A 16,850-nucleotide genomic window follows, 5' to 3' on the forward strand; every position below is an offset into this window, starting at 1 on the left:
AAAGCTTATATTGCTGGAGAGAAAAAAGAAAAAAGTGTATCAATTTGCAAGCAGTTAATCTTAATGCTTTTTTAGAGAGTGCCTCAGGAAAGTCCGCTTCCCACTAAATTTCTTGAAGAATAAAAAAGCAAGCCGATAGCTTTAATATTTTTTAACAATCATTCATTTTATTTTAAGGAGTAGCGATGAGTTCCCTTACGATTTCTTCAGAGAGGTCCCCTTTCATTCCTTCTTCCCTTAGCCAAGAAAAAACTACACGCTTTCCAAGGGAGAGTTTGCAGAGATTTTCCCCAGAGGTTATCCTTGGCCTTATGCAAAGACGAGGAGATTTGGACAATCCTCTTTCTTCTTATAAAATTAAAGGGACGCCATCCCGAGGAGAATGGCATTACTTTAAGTCTCCTAGAAGAAACCTTCCTTCTTCTAGCTTATCTTCTAAAGCTCCTGTAGTTTCTTCTGAGCGCGCCAGAAGTGAGAAAATTAATTTTTTTTCTAAGGAAGCAATTAAAGAAATTGGTTGTGAGACAGTTATATTAACAATTGCTCATCTTTTAAAAGCGCTAAATTCTTCAGGCTTTCAAGAAATAAAAATAGGAGGCATCACAGCTACAGCTTTGCTACCTATCCTGATGATTAACTTTAATAGATTAGCCCCTCAATTTCCTACAGAGAAAGTTCAGTTATATGGCCTGGGGTATTCTGCTGAACAAAAAGAATTTCTAAATTTAAGTATCGAGGCTCTCTTAAAAACCAGAGGGAAAAAGAACATTACCATTACTGGCTTTAGTGAGGCTAATCTTCTTCAAAACATAAACTTGCAAGAAAAGTATGAACGTCACATTGGCACATTTGACATTATTTATACTAATCTCTCTTTAGATAAGCTGTCAGAGCTTAAGGCTCTTTTAAAAGTAGGAGGGGCCCTAATTTTTAAAGAAACTCTTATTATACAAAAAAGAGCAAAATCGCATGAAAATTTGCTTTCTGAAGAAGAAAATAATTATTATAAAAAGTTTCAAGAAGTTTTCGACAGCATCCATGCTCCTGTGGAACATCATCTTCCCCTCTATGCAATATGTAAAAAAATCCTCCAAAGTGGTTTTCATTTCCACAAAAGAAATATTAGCTCCTCTTATCAACCTACTTATGTTTTTCTTTTAATAAATAAATAGCTTGATTAAGGAAAGAGTCTAGTGTACTTATTCAATAGCATGAAAACCTAAAGATAAGCTGAGGATAGGAATGAAATCGCCCAACTTTCGTAATCAATTATATAACAATGCGGTAGCTATCATTAGTTTAATAGTGGCCGTTATTGCTTTAGCTGTAAACACCTGGCGCTTAGAGCAAACGGAAAGAAACCGAAACATCCGCCAAGCAGGTTTTGAAATGCTTAAAAACTTAGGAGGATTGCAAGCGGTTGTTAACACCACTCTATATAAAGACACGCATTCAAAAATAGAGGCTATTGAGGGATGGAATTATATTGCCATGATGAGTGACATTGTTATTCTTCTCCCCTCCCCTGTCCCAGAAAATCTTAAACAGCTGGCTAAAATATGGAGTGTGCATTGGAAAAACTTAGCTACAAACCATAATGGTGTCTCTCAGGTTAATCATCAAATAGATACAACAAGAGAAGCCGTTATGCATGCTTTAAATCAATTACATTAAAATTAAGGTTAATTTCCAAAAAAAGTAAAGGGTCCCTAGAATAAAAGCCTAGCCATGGGGATCAAGCTAAAAGATTCAAATGCTTTGAAGAAGTAGGAAAGACTAAGAAAGTTTTTTCCTATTCTTCGTAAGAGGGTTTCTATATAATATTTTCTACATTTAACTTTTCTAGCTAGAATGTAAAGAGAAAAGTAATAAATTTGCTCCTTTAGCTGAATTAAGGAGGCGTTTATCAAAATGGTGGCATTTATTGCCCATGAAATTTAGAAGATTTAACTAAAACTTTGAGGATCTTGAGAAATTTAGCTTATGCGCAAAACGATAATACAATTATCAGAAATTAAACTAGTGGGCATTACAAGCCGCACTAACAATTCATGGGAGAAGGACCCCTCCTCTGCTAAAATTAGCCCAACAATCCAAAGGTATTTCCATGGCGCGTATTCAGAAAAAATTCTTTATCGCGCAAAGCCAGGTACAACCTATTGCGTTTATACCGATTATGAATCTGATTTTAATGGAGATTATACTTATTTTATTGGTGAAGAAGTCAGTAAATTCGATGTAATGGCTGAAGGATTGTCCGCCCTTGTTATACCTGCTCAAAATTACGTAAAATTCATAAGCAATCCAGGTACTCTACCTTCCCTATGCATTAATATGTGGCAAAAAATTTGGTCGATGTCCGCTCCCGAGTTGGGTGGGGAAAGAGAATATTTGGCTGATTTTGAGATTTACGATGAGCGTGCAAGCGATCACCAGAATGCAATACTTGATATTTACATTGGCATTAAAAGCGAAAAGCAAAGACCTCATTACACTTAAGAGGTAAAGTTTAAAAAGTAGCGATTTTTCTCTCAGGTTTTCCTACTATAAGCCATAGCCCCTTACCCCAGGTAAGGAGCTAAAAAGATCCTGCGAATATCCATAGAAGTTGCTTTATTGGGCTTGCCTATTAAAATTAGTAAACCCTCACTCATCTAAACTTAATGCAAGATTGTATTTTTCTTGAGGCAATGTCCAGGTTCATCGGGCAAGCTTTATAATTTGTAGTAAACTTCTTATATTTTGATAAAAGATTTTGCCTAAAACAAGGTGTTTTATGGAGTCTAAAATTGCATTCCGCATGCTTAAAAATGCGTTAACTTTTAAGTTGAGTAAACTCAAAAAATTAATAACTATTACTAAGTGTTGGGGAAGGTGAAAGAAGGACAAATTGTGAAAGAACTGAAGCCCAATAAAAAGAGAAAGCAAAGCAGATCTAGGAGTTTAAAATTTATGTCCTCTTTTGAAAAGCCCGCCAAATGCAAGGCTTTAAAGCTTTATCTGCGTTTTGCTGAAGTAAAAGAGAACAATTTACTCAGGTCAACATGACGGAGAGGGTGGGATTCGAACCCACGGTACGTTTAAAAGCGTACACACGCTTTCCAAGCGTGCTCCTTAAGCCACTCGGACACCTCTCCAAGATTAAGGAATCTGCAGTAGATTAATTCATCTTTAAAATAAGTTGCAAGGATAAAAAATTTAATCGTCTGGTCTTTCGTTTTTTTATATTAGCAAATTGCATTCATTGCTACATGAGAAGACGTTCATAAGTTTTTTTTCAAGATCTTTATTGACAGCTTAATTACTTGCTTTAATTCTTAATTCTCAGCATAGTGGATGTAAATTATTGTATCTTACAACTCTTATTTATATGATAAGCATTAAAAAACCTTTAATATTTTTTACTATTTTCCTCTCTTTTTTTTCGCTATCCCATCAGATATTTTCTAGGGAAAATTCAGTCCACTCTCATTATGTACTAGTGAGTGTAGCTCCTCACAAATTTTTTGTAGAAAAGCTTGCAGGGTCTACTCTTCAAGTAGGAGTTATGGTGCCTGCGGGCGCTAGCGCTCATACTTATGAGCCAACGCCTAAACAGATGTTAGAGGCTACTCAAGCTGATCTTTGGTTTTATGTAGGAGAAGGATTTGAGCCAAAAGTTAAGTCAGCCTTAAAAAGCTATAATCCACGCATGCAATTGATCGATTTAAGGCAAAATCTTGATCTTATTTCTTATGAGAGCAAACACCCTCACCATTGCTGTCACTCCCAGGAAAACAGCTATGACCTTCATTATTGGCTAAGTCCAATTCAAGCTAAAATTCAAGCTACCACTATTGCAGAAGCTTTAATTAAAACCTATCCAGAAAATGCCTTGCTCTATCAAAGCAATTTAGCTCATTTTCATCAAGAGCTCGATCACCTCCATGAGGAGATTCATACTCTTTTAAGTAAGCCTCATAATCCTGTGCTAATGGTCTCTCATCCAGCTTATGCTTATTTTTGCCGTGAATATAATTGTCGACAGCTTTCTATTGAGTTTGAGGGAAAAGATCCTACCCCTCAACAGCTTACTCGATTGATTAAAGAGGCGCAGAGTAATCACATAAAAACTATTTTCGTGCAAGTTCAATACAGTAGTAAAGGGGCCAAATTAATTGCTGCCCAACTAGGTGCTCGCCTAGTTAATCTAAATCCTTATGCTGAAAATTATTTGGAAAGTATGCGGGAGATTGCCAAAGCTTTTGGGGCCTCTTAAAATAATTTGACCCAATTTTTCTTATGCTTAAGAAAAGGCTTTGACAAATATTCTTTATCTTAAAGCTTACCCCCTGTTTTTCTTGAGTGTATGAGCAGCAAAGCTTTTACCTTATTTTTTCTTCTATCACATAGCCTACGAAAAGAAAGTACATCAAACTTTTCCGCCCTGCAATTGGTTTCCTAATAGAAAGCTTGCCTGCACACCTAGAGCTGGATGTATGTACCTACTTTCCTGAAGAATTTTGCCCCTTATCATTAACGCCCTTCCTTCTTAAATTTTGCTGACAGCCGATCTATTTAAACACCATCCTGTATAAGCAAAAAAACTACTCGTGGTAATCAAATCAAGAAATCCGGGACTTAACATTTACCAAGCTGTTTAATTTTCTGATCGTGCAAATTCAAAAATATGGGTTAATTTTCAGGACTTCAGAGATAGATGGACAAATTAATTCTGAAGACTTTAATATAAAAGACCATTAATTTAGTCTAAAGGCTTTTCTTGATGCCTCCTGTTATCCATATAGATCATCTCAATTTCGCCTATGCCGAAACGCCCGTTCTTACTGACATCCATTTAACTATTGAGTCGAATGATTTCATCGGTATCATAGGACCCAATGGAGGGGGCAAAACCACCCTTCTTAAGCTGTTAATGGGATTTTTAAAACCCTCTTCAGGCAAAATAGAAATTTTAGGGTCACCTCCTCAATCCTCTCGTCATCAAATTGCCTATGTTCCTCAGACACACCGTTATGATCGTGAGTTTCCCATTTCAGTTTTAGAAGTGGTTTTAGCCGGGCGCCTTTCTAAACTTCCGTGGTATGGAAAGTTCTCTTCAGCTGATAAAGAAGCTGCTAAAGAAGCTTTAAATCGCGTAAAGCTGCCTAACTTTTATAACAAACCTTTTGGTACATTATCAGGTGGGCAAGCTCAGCGAGCATTGATTGCTAGAGCTTTAATCTCCGATCCGCAGCTACTGCTTTTAGACGAACCGACAGCTCATGTGGATTCACAAGCAGAAGCTGACATTTATGATATTTTATACAGCCTTCGCCAAAAAATGGCTATTCTTATGGTAACCCATGATTTAAACACTGCGATCGAACAAGTAAAACAGGTTCTTCTCGTCCAAAACACAGCTTTATTGTTAAAGCCAGAAGAAGTTTGTGAACATTTCGCTATGGGTCTTTACCATTCACCTTTGATTCAGTTAAAGCGAGAAATTCAATGACCTCTTTTTTTGACGCCTTACATACCAATCCGCTTTTATTAGCAGCTATATTAGCTGGAATAGCAGCTTCATTTGTAAGCGGAATTATAGGCTCTTATGTGGTAGTAAAAAGAATTATTTTTATTTGTGGCAGCATCTCTCATGCAGTCCTTAGTGGAATAGGCATTTGCTTATGGCTAGAAAGGGCTAAGGGCTTTGTAGGGGTCTCGCCTTTGCTAGGTGCTCTTATTGCAGCCATAGTTTCTTCTTTGCTCATCGGATGGATTCATCTTCATTATCGCCAGCGTGAGGATACTGTCATTGCTGCCATTTGGTCAATAGGTATGGCAGTAGGGATTCTATTTATTTCGCAAACCCCTGGTTTTAACGTTGAACTCACCAATTTTCTTATTGGAAATATCTTATGGGTCACCCCTACTGATCTAAAAATTTTACTTACCTTAGATATTGTCATCTTTTTAACCGTGCTTTGTCTCCATAAACGCTTTTTAGCCATTTGTTTTGATGAAGAACAAGCTCAGCTCCAAGGCATCTCTGTTAATTCACTTTATCTTTTATTGCTGGTGTTAACGGCTGTTTCTATTGTGCTTTTGATTCAAGTGGTGGGTATTATCTTAGTGATGACCATGCTTACAATCCCCGCTGCGATTGCCAATCTATTCACAACCAGGCTTTCTCAAATGATGGCCATTGCTATTTGTATCAGCGCAGGATTTTGCTTTTTCGGAATGCAAGCAGCTTTTTATATGGATTGGCCCGGTGGAGCGACGATTGCGCTAGTAGCAGGCTTAACTTATGTGCTCACCTTACTAGGAAAATATGGGATAAAAAGAGCTCGGAAGACTAGCTTAGCTATCCCTTCCGATAAATAAAATAAGAGTAAGATCTATTACAAGCTTTGTTAACTTGCATAGCCTTAAGTTAACTACGGAAAGAGAGGGATTCGAACCCTCGATACCCTTGAGAGGTATGCGTCCTTAGCAGGGACGTGCTTTCGGCCACTCAGCCATCTTTCCATAAATACGCTGATTAAACAGATATCCTAGCGTGCAGACTGTTTTTACGCAACCCTTTATATAGAAAAAGAGAAGTTTTTAACAAGAAAACTGATTTAAGACCCTCGAACATTCCTAAGCTTTATAATTTCTTGCTATACTCTAAAATCCTGAAATAAAAGGTAAAGCTATCCTTAAAGCTTTTAAGAATAATTTCATAGCACTCTTTTATCTGGGTAATCGGCAACTTTTTATGGTGATTAGATATCCTCAAAAAGCCTAATAAACAAAAAAAGCAGGTAATGTAAGGCGAAGGCTCTAAATAGCTTTTTTGCTGCTTTATTGCCCTTTGCCCTAAATGCTATACTGACGATCTCCTCTACACCTCTAGAGCTTTTCGATCTAACAAACTAGGCACTAAAGATACAAATTTTTTTATTTACAGCCTAAAAACTGACTAGTTTATCTGACATTATATTCCAACGGATTTCCTTCCAACTCTATGTATAGCCGTTCATATGATGGCTTTATTTCTGAAGGAAGAGAGGTGAGTTGGTTAAAGCGTACATAAAGTCTTCGCAGACTAGACAACCGCCCTAACTCTGCTGGAAGGGAGGTAAGCTGGTTATCGTTTAAATAAAGCGCTCTCAAATGAAATAAATGCCCTATCTCGGGAGGAAGGTCAGTAAGATGGTTATCGTCTAAAGAAAGTAATTCCAGATGAAATAAATGCCCTATCTCGGGGGGAAGGCCAGCGAGAAGGTTGTTGCTTAGCTCAAGATTTTTTAGCTGGAAAAGCTCCGTGATCTCTAAAGGAAAAATGGTGAGCTGGTTATCATTTAAGTCAAGTGTTTCCAACTGGGATAGCTGCCCAATCTCTGCTGGAAGAGTAGTCAGATGGTTGTCAGTTAATTTTAACCAACCTAATTGCGATAAATGCCCTATCTCTGCTGGGAGAGTAGTGAGTTGGTTTTTATCTAAGTGGAGTCTTACTAGCTGAGATAGCTGTCCTATCTCTGATGGAAGAGCAGTGAGTTGGTTTTTATCTAAGTGGAGTCTTACTAGCTGAGATAGCTGTCCTATCTCTGGTGGAAGAGCAGTGAGTTGGTTTTTATCTAAGTGAAGTCTTACTAGCTGGGATAGCTGCCCTATCTCTGCTGGAAGAGTAGTAAGATGGTTGTCAGTTAATTCTAACCATCTCAATTGCGATAATTGCCCTATCTCTGCTGGGAGAGTAGTAAGATAGTTATCATTTAACATAAAATATTTCAGTTGCGATAAATGGCCTATCTCTGCAGGAAGAATAGTGAGTTGGTTATTAATTAAATGAAGCCTTGTTAGTTGGGATAGCTGCCCTATCTCTTTAGATAAAAAAGTCAAGCCAATGCTTATTAAGCCTAGGCACTTAATATCTTTATTATACTTTTCAATCCACTCTTTAAAAATCTCTCCCCTACTTGCTAAAGGCAGGGCTTCGATTTCCTCTTGATTTAAATAGTGCTGCCCCCCAGGAAGATTTTTCCAAAATAAAAGGCGATTAATATTTATAAGATAAGAGAAGTAGTTATCCACAGTAAGATATCTTGTTTCCATAGGCTTATCTTCAAGTTCTAAAGGAGAAAAAGACTTAGCTAAGATAAAGAGATGTCTAAAAATTGTAGTTATTTTTATGGCTTCAGGAAGATTGGCTTCTAGCTTATAAATCTTATCTATAATAAAAGCCCGCTCGGTTACATCTAGCTGAAGAGCATGTATTTGACCTATTTGCTTATAAAGAGAGGGCATTATTTCAGTATCCAATAAGTGTCGCCATCTTGTACAAACCCTAGATAAGGAAGGGCTAGCGCAAGCCTTTAAAATAGGGACTAATATTTCATTAGGTAGATGTTCAATGGAGATGAAAGAGCTAGGATTCATTATACGGCCTCTTTAAGATAGATATATATTTTGATGTTATTTTTGGCCCGATCTATATACAAAAAAAACACAATAGCTTGGCACAGCTTAGGAAAATTTAAGCAAGTTATTAATATAAAAACCATGAGAAATTCTTTTTAACTTTTAACCAGAAAAGCCCACCCTCGGAAAGTAATGATTCCTTAATGAGTCTGAAGGTGATCTGTATTCTCAAACCCTTCTATCTAACAAGCTAGGTGATGCAAATACAAGCTTTTTCAGCTATAACTTAAAAGGTGGCTTTATCTCATCTGGAATACTTTTCAGCTAATTTTCTTTAAACTCGAGATTTGACTTTTCATGCAGCTCTCTATCTCAGCAGGAATAGATGGAGAAATACAGGACGACATTTATCACCTAAAAAATTTAACTTCCAGGTTATACGCTTTTGAGCTAGTCTTTATGCCATTTCATATTTTATAAAATCATCTTCTTACATAGAGGAAGCAGGTTTAAGAAGATTGGGTATATACTAGTTTGCTTAAAGAGTAGTATTAAGGAATGGTAAATATTAAATCGTGAACTTTAATTTTTTACCTCATTCTTTACCGCGCTTGTTTCTCTTTAAGAAACTGCTAATTAGCTCATAATTTTTTAATGAATCATTATTGTAAGTTAAAGCATTCTTTAGCAATTAACCATTCCTCGCGCACATGCACGACAAAAACCTTTACTTTAGAACCGGCTGGTGATATCTCTCCATCATTTTTCCATGTGCCGTTTAAACTAGAATCTACTTTAACACCCAAATATTCAAGGCCCTCTATAACCTTTTGCCTTACTGGAGCAGCATTCTCTCCAATTCCTCCTGTAAAACATAGAATATCTAGACCATTTAAGGTAGCTGCTAAGGCCCCCACCGCTTTTTTCAAACAATGTACATATAGCTCTAAAGCTAAAATTGCTCGCGAATCTTTCCTTTCGGCAGCTTTTAAAATCTTACGCATATCGAAGCTACCTCCAATGCCTAATAAACCTGATTTTTTATTTAAGCAATGGTCCACTTCCTCAACAGACATGTTTTTCTGCTTTTGGAGATAAAGAATAATCCCCGGATCGATAGAACCACTGCGTGTCCCCATCATTAACCCTTCCAAAGGAGTAAATCCCATGGTCGTATCTATCCCTTTTCCATTTAAAATAGCTGTACAAGAAGAACCATTTCCTAAATGACACGTAATCAGTTTATGGTTATCCGAACCTAGCCTCTCTTGAATGGTTTCCATGCAATACTGATGGCTAATTCCATGAAACCCATAACGACGGATTCCCTCTTTAGTCCATTCACTAGGAACAGGATAAGTCCATGCTACTTCGGGCATGCTAGTGTAGAAGGCCGTATCAAATACTCCTATTTGTGTGGCAGAGGGAAAATAACGCTCGGCCTCCTGTATTCCTTCCAAATTTATAGGATTATGTAAAGGAGCTAAATGAGAGAGCTTTTGAAGAAGCTTTATAGTTTCAGGAGTAATAAAAGTAGGCTTTTGAAAGAGAGAGCCTCCATGGACGATGCGATGGCCCACTCTATCAATGGGCGTGGGAACTTCCTCGAATGCTTTCTTAATAGCTGCTCGGCGATCTTCCCAGCTATTTTCAAATTCTACCGTCTTTTGCCATAAGGGCTCAAGATGGCGCAAAAAAAACGTTTTTTGCTTCAAATAAAGCAAATTTAAAAGAACTTGACCCCCCATTTACCACTAAAATTTTCATGCAAGCACCTGTTAGTTCCTTTGAAGAAAGAGGAATAATTAAAAATAAAAGTTGAATAATGTAATCATTACCAAAAATGCTTTATACATTATCCCGTAAAAACAAAAAAACTTTTTTTTAAAATTTTTATTCTGCAGGTAAGCCTTTTCCTATTCGGCTCATGTCTGTCCCATTATTTCCTATTTATTTTTCCTCTATCTTTTGCAACTTTGAATTCATCTTTGGAGCCTGATCTTTTTTAAAAGCTACAAGTAAATAACCCAAACAAGGGGAGCTTTTTTAATAGATGTTTCCTATGTTAGCTACCTATCCTTGTCAAGCTTTGCTTTAAGCTCAGCAGGCCTCTCAATATAATGCAAATCTACTTGATCTGCTTTTTCATAAAGAAAACGAATTTTTTTTACTTTCACTCTGCTATTAGTCGAATCCTTTAGGCTGAAAAAAGATAGTACGCCTACTTACAAGCATTATTAAGCTATTAGGGGTAGATACAGAACACGAGAGAAAGAGCAGATAAGAGCCAAGCGGTAAAAGCCAATGATAATAATTTTTTTGCTGGCCTATCCTCATAGTGCTAATTATACCAAAACCTTTTCCTCATTATTTAAAAAATTGAGGTTTTTTGATTGTATCAAAACCTGCGCCTTCTTAAGATAATTTATCATTCTCATCCCTAAAGGTAAATTTATGCAAGTCCTTGGAACATCTATACCTGAAGTCAAAATTATAGAACCCCAAGTTTTCGGGGATGCCCGCGGCTTTTTTTTTGAAAGCTTTAACCTGACGATGTTTCGCGAAAAAGCTCATATTCGGGATACTTTTGTACAAGACAATCACTCTCATTCTCCTAAACATGTCTTACGTGGACTCCACTATCAGATTCATCAGCCCCAAGGAAAGCTTGTTCGGGTTGTTAGCGGTGAAGTTTATGATGTAGCTGTAGACTTACGCAAACATTCGCCTACCTTTGGTCAATGGGTAGGATTAATATTATCCGCGCAGAATAAACGGATGTTATGGATTCCTAAAGGCTTCGCCCATGGTTTTCTAGTATTGTCAGACCAGGCTGATTTCCTATATAAAGCATCGGATTTTTACGATCCTGCGTCGGAGCGTACAATTATTTGGAATGATCCCGATTTAGCCATCGAATGGCCCCTTCAGGGAGATGTACCTATTCTTTCGGCTAAAGATCAAAAGGGAAATTTATTCAAACATGCCGAGGTATTCCTATGAAAAAAATTCTTATCTTAGGCAAACAAGGGCAAGTAGGCTGGGAGCTCTGTCGCACTCTTTCACCTTTGGGACAGCTTATCACCTATGATCGGAAAGCTTTAGATCTTGCTTCTCCCCTCTCTATTCGCGAGCTTCTACGCGGATTAAAGCCCCATATGATCGTTAATGCGGCGGCCTATACAGCAGTTGATAAAGCTGAGGCTGAGAAGGAAGCTTGTATGGCCATCAACGCACGGGCTCCTCAAATTCTTGCTGAGGAGGCTAAAAAGCTTAATGCGCTTCTCGTTCACTATTCCAGTGATTATGTCTTTGATGGATGCTCGCCCAGTCCTTCTACCGAAGATACTGTTCCTAATCCTCAAAATTTTTACGGCTACTCTAAACTTGAAGGAGATCGTGCTATTCAGGCCTTAGGCTGCGCTCATCTAATCTTACGTACTAGTTGGGTTTATGGAAACCGAGGCCACAATTTTTTGCTAACTATGCTAAAATTAGGGTTAGAGAAAGATACATTAAAGATTGTAGACGATCAAATGGGTGCTCCTACCTGGAGCCGTTTAATTGCAGAAGCTACAGCACAGGTGATGGCCCGTTATGAAGGCCAGGATGGCATTTACAATCTTACCTGCCGCGGAAAAACCTCGTGGTTCGGCTTTGCTAAAGCCATCTTTGAGGGGTATAGTCTTAAAAGAGGAGTAAAGATGCCTACACTTGTAAATGTTCCCTCATCAGCCTATCCAGTAGCTGCCCAACGCCCTCATAATTCTTTACTAAGTCACGAAAAAACAGAAAAAACATTTGGCATTCAACTCCCCGATTGGAATGAAACACTGCAGATGTGCCTCGAGGAGGTATAATTTGTAGAAGTTGTGAGTGCGAAAGCTATAAAAGTACTCTATCCCGCTAACTCTTAAATTTTTTAGAGGCAGCTATTTGTACCCTCTGCCTTAAATCCCTTTAAGAATCATTTGATTACACTTGCTGTTGAATATTTAAACGAATAGCTTCACGTAATTCAGGCAGGCCATTACCCAGCATAGCTGAAATTTGGAAAATCTTCTCCTTAGCAGCAAACTTATTCTTTAAAAAGACTTTAATATGCTGAGAAGCTTCCTCAGTATCTACTTTATTTAACACGATAAGATAAGGACGTTCGAGCATTTCAGGATTATAAGCCTGGATTTCATGACGTAATACTTCAAAGTCCGAGCTGGGATCTCGTCCATCGATACCGGAAGCATCTAAGACAAATAACAAAAGTTTTGTACGTTCTATATGCCTTAAAAATTCAAAGCCTAATCCTCGATTACAATGAGCGCCTTTGATAATACCGGGAATATCAGCAATAAAAATGCGTTGGTGTTCTTTATAAGTAATAAAACCAAGGTTAGGTCGTAAGGTAGTAAAAGGATAGGGAGCTATTTTTACTTTGACAGAAGCTAAAGAAGAAAACAGTGTGGATTTTCCAGCGTTAGGAAAGCCTACCAATCCTACGTCAGCAATTAATTTTAGCTCTAATTCGATGCTACAGGCTTGGCCTTCGGTGCCTTCTGTGCGCGTATTGGGTGCACGATTAGTAGGAGATTTAAAGCTATCATTACCACGTCCACCTCGGCCACCTTTACAAATTTCCCACTTTTCTCCATCTTGGGTAAAGTCATGAAGAATTTCACCCGTATGAATATTCTTTACCAAGGTGCCACAAGGAACTTTCAGGATAAGATCTTTACCATTACGCCCCTGCTGGCAATTGGGACCTCCTTCACGGCCATTTTCTGCTTTTAAAATACGGCGATTGCGAAACCACTCTAAAGAAAAAACTTGTGCATCGGCTTGAAGGATAAGCGAACCGCCTTTACCTCCATTGCCCCCACACGGCCCTCCCTTAGGGATATACTTTTCCCGCCGCCAAGCAATAACACCATTTCCGCCTTTACCGGCAGCTAGATCTATAGTCACACGATCAACAAACATATTTTTATATAAAAAGGGAAAGTTAAAAGAGAATAATAATTGACAAAGAAGAATGAAGAGAAGAACTAGTGCTCATCATTCCTCTTTCTGTGCTCTAAAATGGTTAGGCTCCAGCTTCGATAGAGATGTAAGTGCGATCGGATTTACGAAAAGAAACGCATCCATCAGCAAGAGCGAAAAGCGTATCATCGCTACCACGGCCTACATTTTTACCTGGGTGCCATTTTGTGCCCCTTTGTCTAACCAAGACACTACCTGTCTTGACGATTTCACCCATACCTACTTTAATTCCCAGACGTTTTGAGTGAGAGTCGCGTCCGTTACGGGTTGAACCCTGTCCTTTCTTATGTGCCATAATTCTCCTTCCTTATGCTTTGGCAATCTCAGTAATTTTTACACGTGCATAATGTTGACGGTGGCCAAACTTCCTGTAATTATTATGACTCGGTTTATATTTTAAGCTTACAACCTTAGGACCTGCTACAATATCTAGCAGCTCACCCATAACTTTGAAGCCTTCTAAAGCTTGGGCACTAACATGGGAAGAGTTTTCTTCACCGACAAAAAGCACTTCAGCAAATTCAACTTTTTCTCCTGGTTCTGCGTCAAGCATTTCTACTTGGATGATGTCATCTTTAGCTACACGATACTGTTTTCCGCCAGTTTTGATAATCGCGTATGATTTGTTGGAACTCATTCTAGCCCCCTTAGGCATTGTAAAACGATAAAGTTTTTTTAAGGAAATCAATAAACTGTATGCAGTATAGCGCATTAGTGGTTTCCAATCAATCGAAATCTAAAGCCATCCAATGAGTCGATCTCTTGTCAATAAAAAAGTGCATCTTAAAATTAGCCAAATACTCTTTTGGGGCAACCTGCTGCCAATGTTCTTCATAAAAATTACCCGACACCTATTTTTTTATATACTTAATAATTGCTAGCCCTTTTATGCCTTGTTTGATAACGCGGGAAGCTACAAACTTGTACTACTCCTTCTCTCATAAATTCTTACGCCCTTTAAGCTAAGTTATAAATATATTGAAAATATCCGCGCTAACTCTTAGTATGGATTCATTAAATAAAAAAACTGATTTATAGTTATGCAGGCATTTGCAATCATCCCCTCACTTTTCTACTTACCTTCTTCCCAGCATGCTGGTCGCGAGAAGTTAGCTAAAGCGGAAAGACTGCTGGCTCAAGGCCAGCTCGAAAAAGCGCAAACATTTTTAAAAGAAATTCTTGATGACACTCATCTCAACCCAGAAACAATCATTAAAGCCAAGCTAAACAGCCAAATTATCCTTGCATATAATAATGAGGCCAAGTTTAACGAGGGTTTATTCTTAGAACTATTTGATACACTCCGACATTCCAGCTGGCTGGAAGAAGAAGAGAAGCACAAAACTTTATTGAGTATAGAGCTTATCGGGCTTTATAATCCTAGCTTAGCCAATGCTTCATCTATAGAAAACATCATCGATAATTATCCAGAAAGCCATCCTCTTGCAATTTTAGGGAGATTTTGCCTAGCTGAACGCTTACGTATACAATCTACTAATAATGATGAGCAAAAAATATTAAGCTTGTATAAAAGTGTTCATACACAGCAAGTCAGCTCTATATTTACCTACATACGAGGAATAGCCGCCCTGCAAGCCGCAGAGATTATATCCTCTAGCACTTACTCTGGCGAGCAAAGTTGGTTAGATGCCGATGAGTTATACAGTGCAGCCCTAGCAGATTTTTCTCCTCAAGCGCTCACAGACTTTGATGAGAAAAAATGGGATCTTTTTTTTGAATTTTCTCGCCTTATTTTAGAAAAGATCTATCCTTGCCCCTCTCTCTCACATCTAGCTTACGTAGGAAAAGCCTATATGTATGGCATGGGCAGCAAAGACTTAAAACCTTCAGTAGAAAAAGCCATTTTTTACTATGAAAAGTCTTTAGAGACTAATATCGCCCTCGAAGGGCAAATAGAGCCTAAGTTCTGCTTAGCAGAGTTGTATTTTTCTCATGGCGAAGCTTCTAAAGCTCTTTCATTTTTTGATGAAGTCATCGATTCTTCTACTCATGATAGCCATATAGCCTATTCTTTTATGTCCAAATGCTCTAAAGCTGATATTTTGCGCCAGGATTTTCCTGATGTAACTAAAAATTTGGCACTTTCACAAAGTTTATACCAAGAAGTATTGGAAAGTTCTTATAAAAATGATCTTCTTTTGGCTAAAGCTGGGCTAGGATTAGCCATTATTTTTCGCGATGGAGATGACCGAAATATTCTCAATTGGCCCGATGCTATCTTTTTATTTAAGCAAATCATCGAAGCTAAAGATTATTTAAAAGAAGCTCCCCAACTTGTCAGCCATGCCCAGTTAAATTACGCAGAAATGTTATATAAAGGGGGTAATGAGATTGAACAATGCTTACCTGAGGCGATGCAATTGTTTACTTGTCTTTTGCTGAATGAAAAGCAGGAAGAAGCAATAATAGCTAAAGGCCTAAATAGCTTGACCCAATTAATAGAAAAAGAGCCTCAGGCTGGACAGATTCAAAAAGTTTTAGATCTATTTGAACAAGTAATCCAGCAGAAACACTTATCCAAACCCTTAGTTGCTCAGACCTATTATTGCAAAGCTAAAATCTATAGGCTCCAAAATCGGCTAGAAGATGAGCTCTATCATCTTTTTGGGGCCCATATATTTGGTGACTTCATCATGCAACAAACGATTAGCGAAGAAGTTCAGCGAAGTCCTTGCACTGCAATTTCCAAAATAGTTGCTTACCATTCAATACTAAAAAATGTAGAAGCAAGCCTTGCACCCGCACCCGATTTTTGGATTCCTCCTTTAGGCCCTCTTTCTCAATTTCTTGAAAGCTTTTTAATTGCTAAGGACCTAAACACCTATGCTATTAAAAAAAGCATTCTTATTGGTTTAATAAAGCATGAGTATCAAATCACCAGCTACATTGATCCCCTCCTGCCTGAACCCATAAAAAATGAATTATATGATATTTTAGGTAACTTTTGCCTTTCGGCTGCGGATGAGCATCCCCACTTAGCTATCAAACTCTTAAGAAATGTGAGCGAAAAAGCCTCATGTTATCCCGCTTCTTTAGGTAAATTAATTAATTTAGTTTATACCTCTAAACTTGAAAGTTTAAGATCTGAATGGAAAGCTTATGAGGCTATAACCTCTTATTTAGAAAAAGCAAAAAAAGCAAATCGGCTCTCCCCCACCCCTCTCCTTGACCTTCAACATACTGAAAAATGGGAGTTGGCTGCTAGGAAAGAAAAACTTAAGTTTATTCAACAGCATCCCATCGATCGCCTTATTAGCTGCCCCATTAATAGATTCAGCATCTAACTTAATGCTCTGGGAAGTTTATTGGGTCTTATAGGTAGTTTATAGAGGTTAAGATTTGCTATTCTGGAAAACCTTACCTTTGAATTTTTTCAAAAAATTTTCAAACTTAATCGCTTATTC

Annotated in this window: 14 protein-coding genes and 2 tRNA genes; 9 read left to right on the plus strand and 7 right to left on the minus strand. The window is 37.9% G+C overall.

The annotated features are described in order from the left end of the window. Positions 1–185: 185 nt before the first annotated feature. The 3 genes from DB41_RS07200 to DB41_RS07210 all read left to right on the plus strand — a co-directional run bounded on the left by DB41_RS07200 (position 186) and on the right by DB41_RS07210 (position 2,499). A complete protein-coding gene (locus tag DB41_RS07200; protein WP_039385941.1) occupies positions 186–1,172 on the plus strand; it encodes a hypothetical protein in 987 nt (328 codons plus the stop codon). Positions 1,173–1,242: 70 nt separating this feature from the next. Beyond that, on the plus strand, positions 1,243–1,674 hold the full coding sequence (locus tag DB41_RS07205; protein ID WP_039385943.1) for a hypothetical protein: 432 nt from the start codon (positions 1,243–1,245) through the stop codon (positions 1,672–1,674). A 309-nt stretch (positions 1,675–1,983) separates the two neighbouring features. Then, complete coding sequence (locus DB41_RS07210) at positions 1,984–2,499, plus strand: GyrI-like domain-containing protein (protein WP_039385945.1); 516 nt, start codon at positions 1,984–1,986, stop codon at positions 2,497–2,499. Between the two features lie 549 nt (positions 2,500–3,048). Here DB41_RS07210 and DB41_RS07215 read toward each other — a convergent pair. Continuing rightward, positions 3,049–3,137: transfer RNA gene (locus DB41_RS07215), tRNA-Ser, on the minus strand. A 233-nt stretch (positions 3,138–3,370) separates the two neighbouring features. Between DB41_RS07215 and DB41_RS07220 the strand changes: the two genes are divergently transcribed. The 3 genes from DB41_RS07220 (at position 3,371) to DB41_RS07230 (ending at position 6,366) form a co-directional block, all read left to right on the plus strand. Beyond that, complete coding sequence (locus tag DB41_RS07220) at positions 3,371–4,258, plus strand: metal ABC transporter solute-binding protein, Zn/Mn family (protein WP_052243991.1); 888 nt, start codon at positions 3,371–3,373, stop codon at positions 4,256–4,258. A 507-nt stretch (positions 4,259–4,765) separates the two neighbouring features. Continuing rightward, complete coding sequence (locus tag DB41_RS07225; RefSeq protein ID WP_039385946.1) at positions 4,766–5,494, plus strand: metal ABC transporter ATP-binding protein; 729 nt, start codon at positions 4,766–4,768, stop codon at positions 5,492–5,494. Beyond that, positions 5,491–6,366 carry a metal ABC transporter permease gene (locus tag DB41_RS07230; protein WP_039385948.1) on the plus strand — a complete coding sequence of 292 codons (876 nt, stop codon included), beginning with the start codon at positions 5,491–5,493 and terminating at the stop codon, positions 6,364–6,366. The genes DB41_RS07225 and DB41_RS07230 overlap by 4 nt, the downstream gene beginning before the upstream one ends. 56 nt (positions 6,367–6,422) lie before the next feature. On the opposite strand, the gene DB41_RS07235 is transcribed toward DB41_RS07230, so the two are convergent. The 3 genes from DB41_RS07235 to DB41_RS07245 all read right to left on the minus strand — a co-directional run bounded on the left by DB41_RS07235 (position 6,423) and on the right by DB41_RS07245 (position 10,082). Then, positions 6,423–6,510, minus strand: a tRNA-Ser gene (locus DB41_RS07235). Between the two features lie 441 nt (positions 6,511–6,951). Continuing rightward, positions 6,952–8,406, minus strand: coding sequence for a leucine-rich repeat domain-containing protein (locus DB41_RS07240; RefSeq protein ID WP_052243992.1), 1,455 nt, complete (start codon positions 8,404–8,406; stop codon positions 6,952–6,954). Positions 8,407–9,050: 644 nt separating this feature from the next. Further along, positions 9,051–10,082 (minus strand): acetate/propionate family kinase, encoded by a 1,032-nt coding sequence (locus DB41_RS07245; protein WP_162180930.1) that lies wholly within the window; start codon positions 10,080–10,082, stop codon positions 9,051–9,053. A 760-nt stretch (positions 10,083–10,842) separates the two neighbouring features. Here DB41_RS07245 and rfbC point away from each other — a divergent pair. Both rfbC and rfbD read left to right on the plus strand, forming a co-directional pair. Next, positions 10,843–11,391 (plus strand): dTDP-4-dehydrorhamnose 3,5-epimerase, encoded by a 549-nt coding sequence (rfbC, locus tag DB41_RS07250; protein ID WP_039385951.1) that lies wholly within the window; start codon positions 10,843–10,845, stop codon positions 11,389–11,391. Beyond that, positions 11,388–12,248, plus strand: a complete 861-nt coding sequence (gene rfbD / locus DB41_RS07255; RefSeq protein ID WP_039385953.1) for a dTDP-4-dehydrorhamnose reductase — start codon at positions 11,388–11,390, stop codon at positions 12,246–12,248. Before rfbC ends, rfbD begins: the two co-directional genes overlap by 4 nt. Positions 12,249–12,363: 115 nt before the next feature. On the opposite strand, the gene obgE is transcribed toward rfbD, so the two are convergent. From obgE to rplU, 3 genes are all read right to left on the minus strand, one after another. Further along, entirely contained in the window at positions 12,364–13,365 is a 1,002-nt protein-coding gene (gene obgE, locus DB41_RS07260; RefSeq protein WP_039385954.1) for a GTPase ObgE, read from the minus strand. A gap of 103 nt (positions 13,366–13,468) precedes the next feature. Further along, positions 13,469–13,720 carry a 50S ribosomal protein L27 gene (gene rpmA / locus DB41_RS07265; protein ID WP_039385956.1) on the minus strand — a complete coding sequence of 84 codons (252 nt, stop codon included), beginning with the start codon at positions 13,718–13,720 and terminating at the stop codon, positions 13,469–13,471. Between the two features lie 12 nt (positions 13,721–13,732). After that, on the minus strand, positions 13,733–14,062 hold the full coding sequence (rplU, locus tag DB41_RS07270) for a 50S ribosomal protein L21 (RefSeq protein ID WP_039385975.1): 330 nt from the start codon (positions 14,060–14,062) through the stop codon (positions 13,733–13,735). 403 nt (positions 14,063–14,465) lie between these two features. Here rplU and DB41_RS07275 point away from each other — a divergent pair, with 403 nt between their 5' ends. Then, positions 14,466–16,730, plus strand: a complete 2,265-nt coding sequence (locus tag DB41_RS07275; RefSeq protein ID WP_039385958.1) for a hypothetical protein — start codon at positions 14,466–14,468, stop codon at positions 16,728–16,730. Positions 16,731–16,850 lie beyond the last annotated feature (120 nt).

The organism is Neochlamydia sp. TUME1, assembly GCF_000813645.1.
In the GTDB taxonomy this organism is placed as follows: domain Bacteria; phylum Chlamydiota; class Chlamydiia; order Chlamydiales; family Parachlamydiaceae; genus Neochlamydia.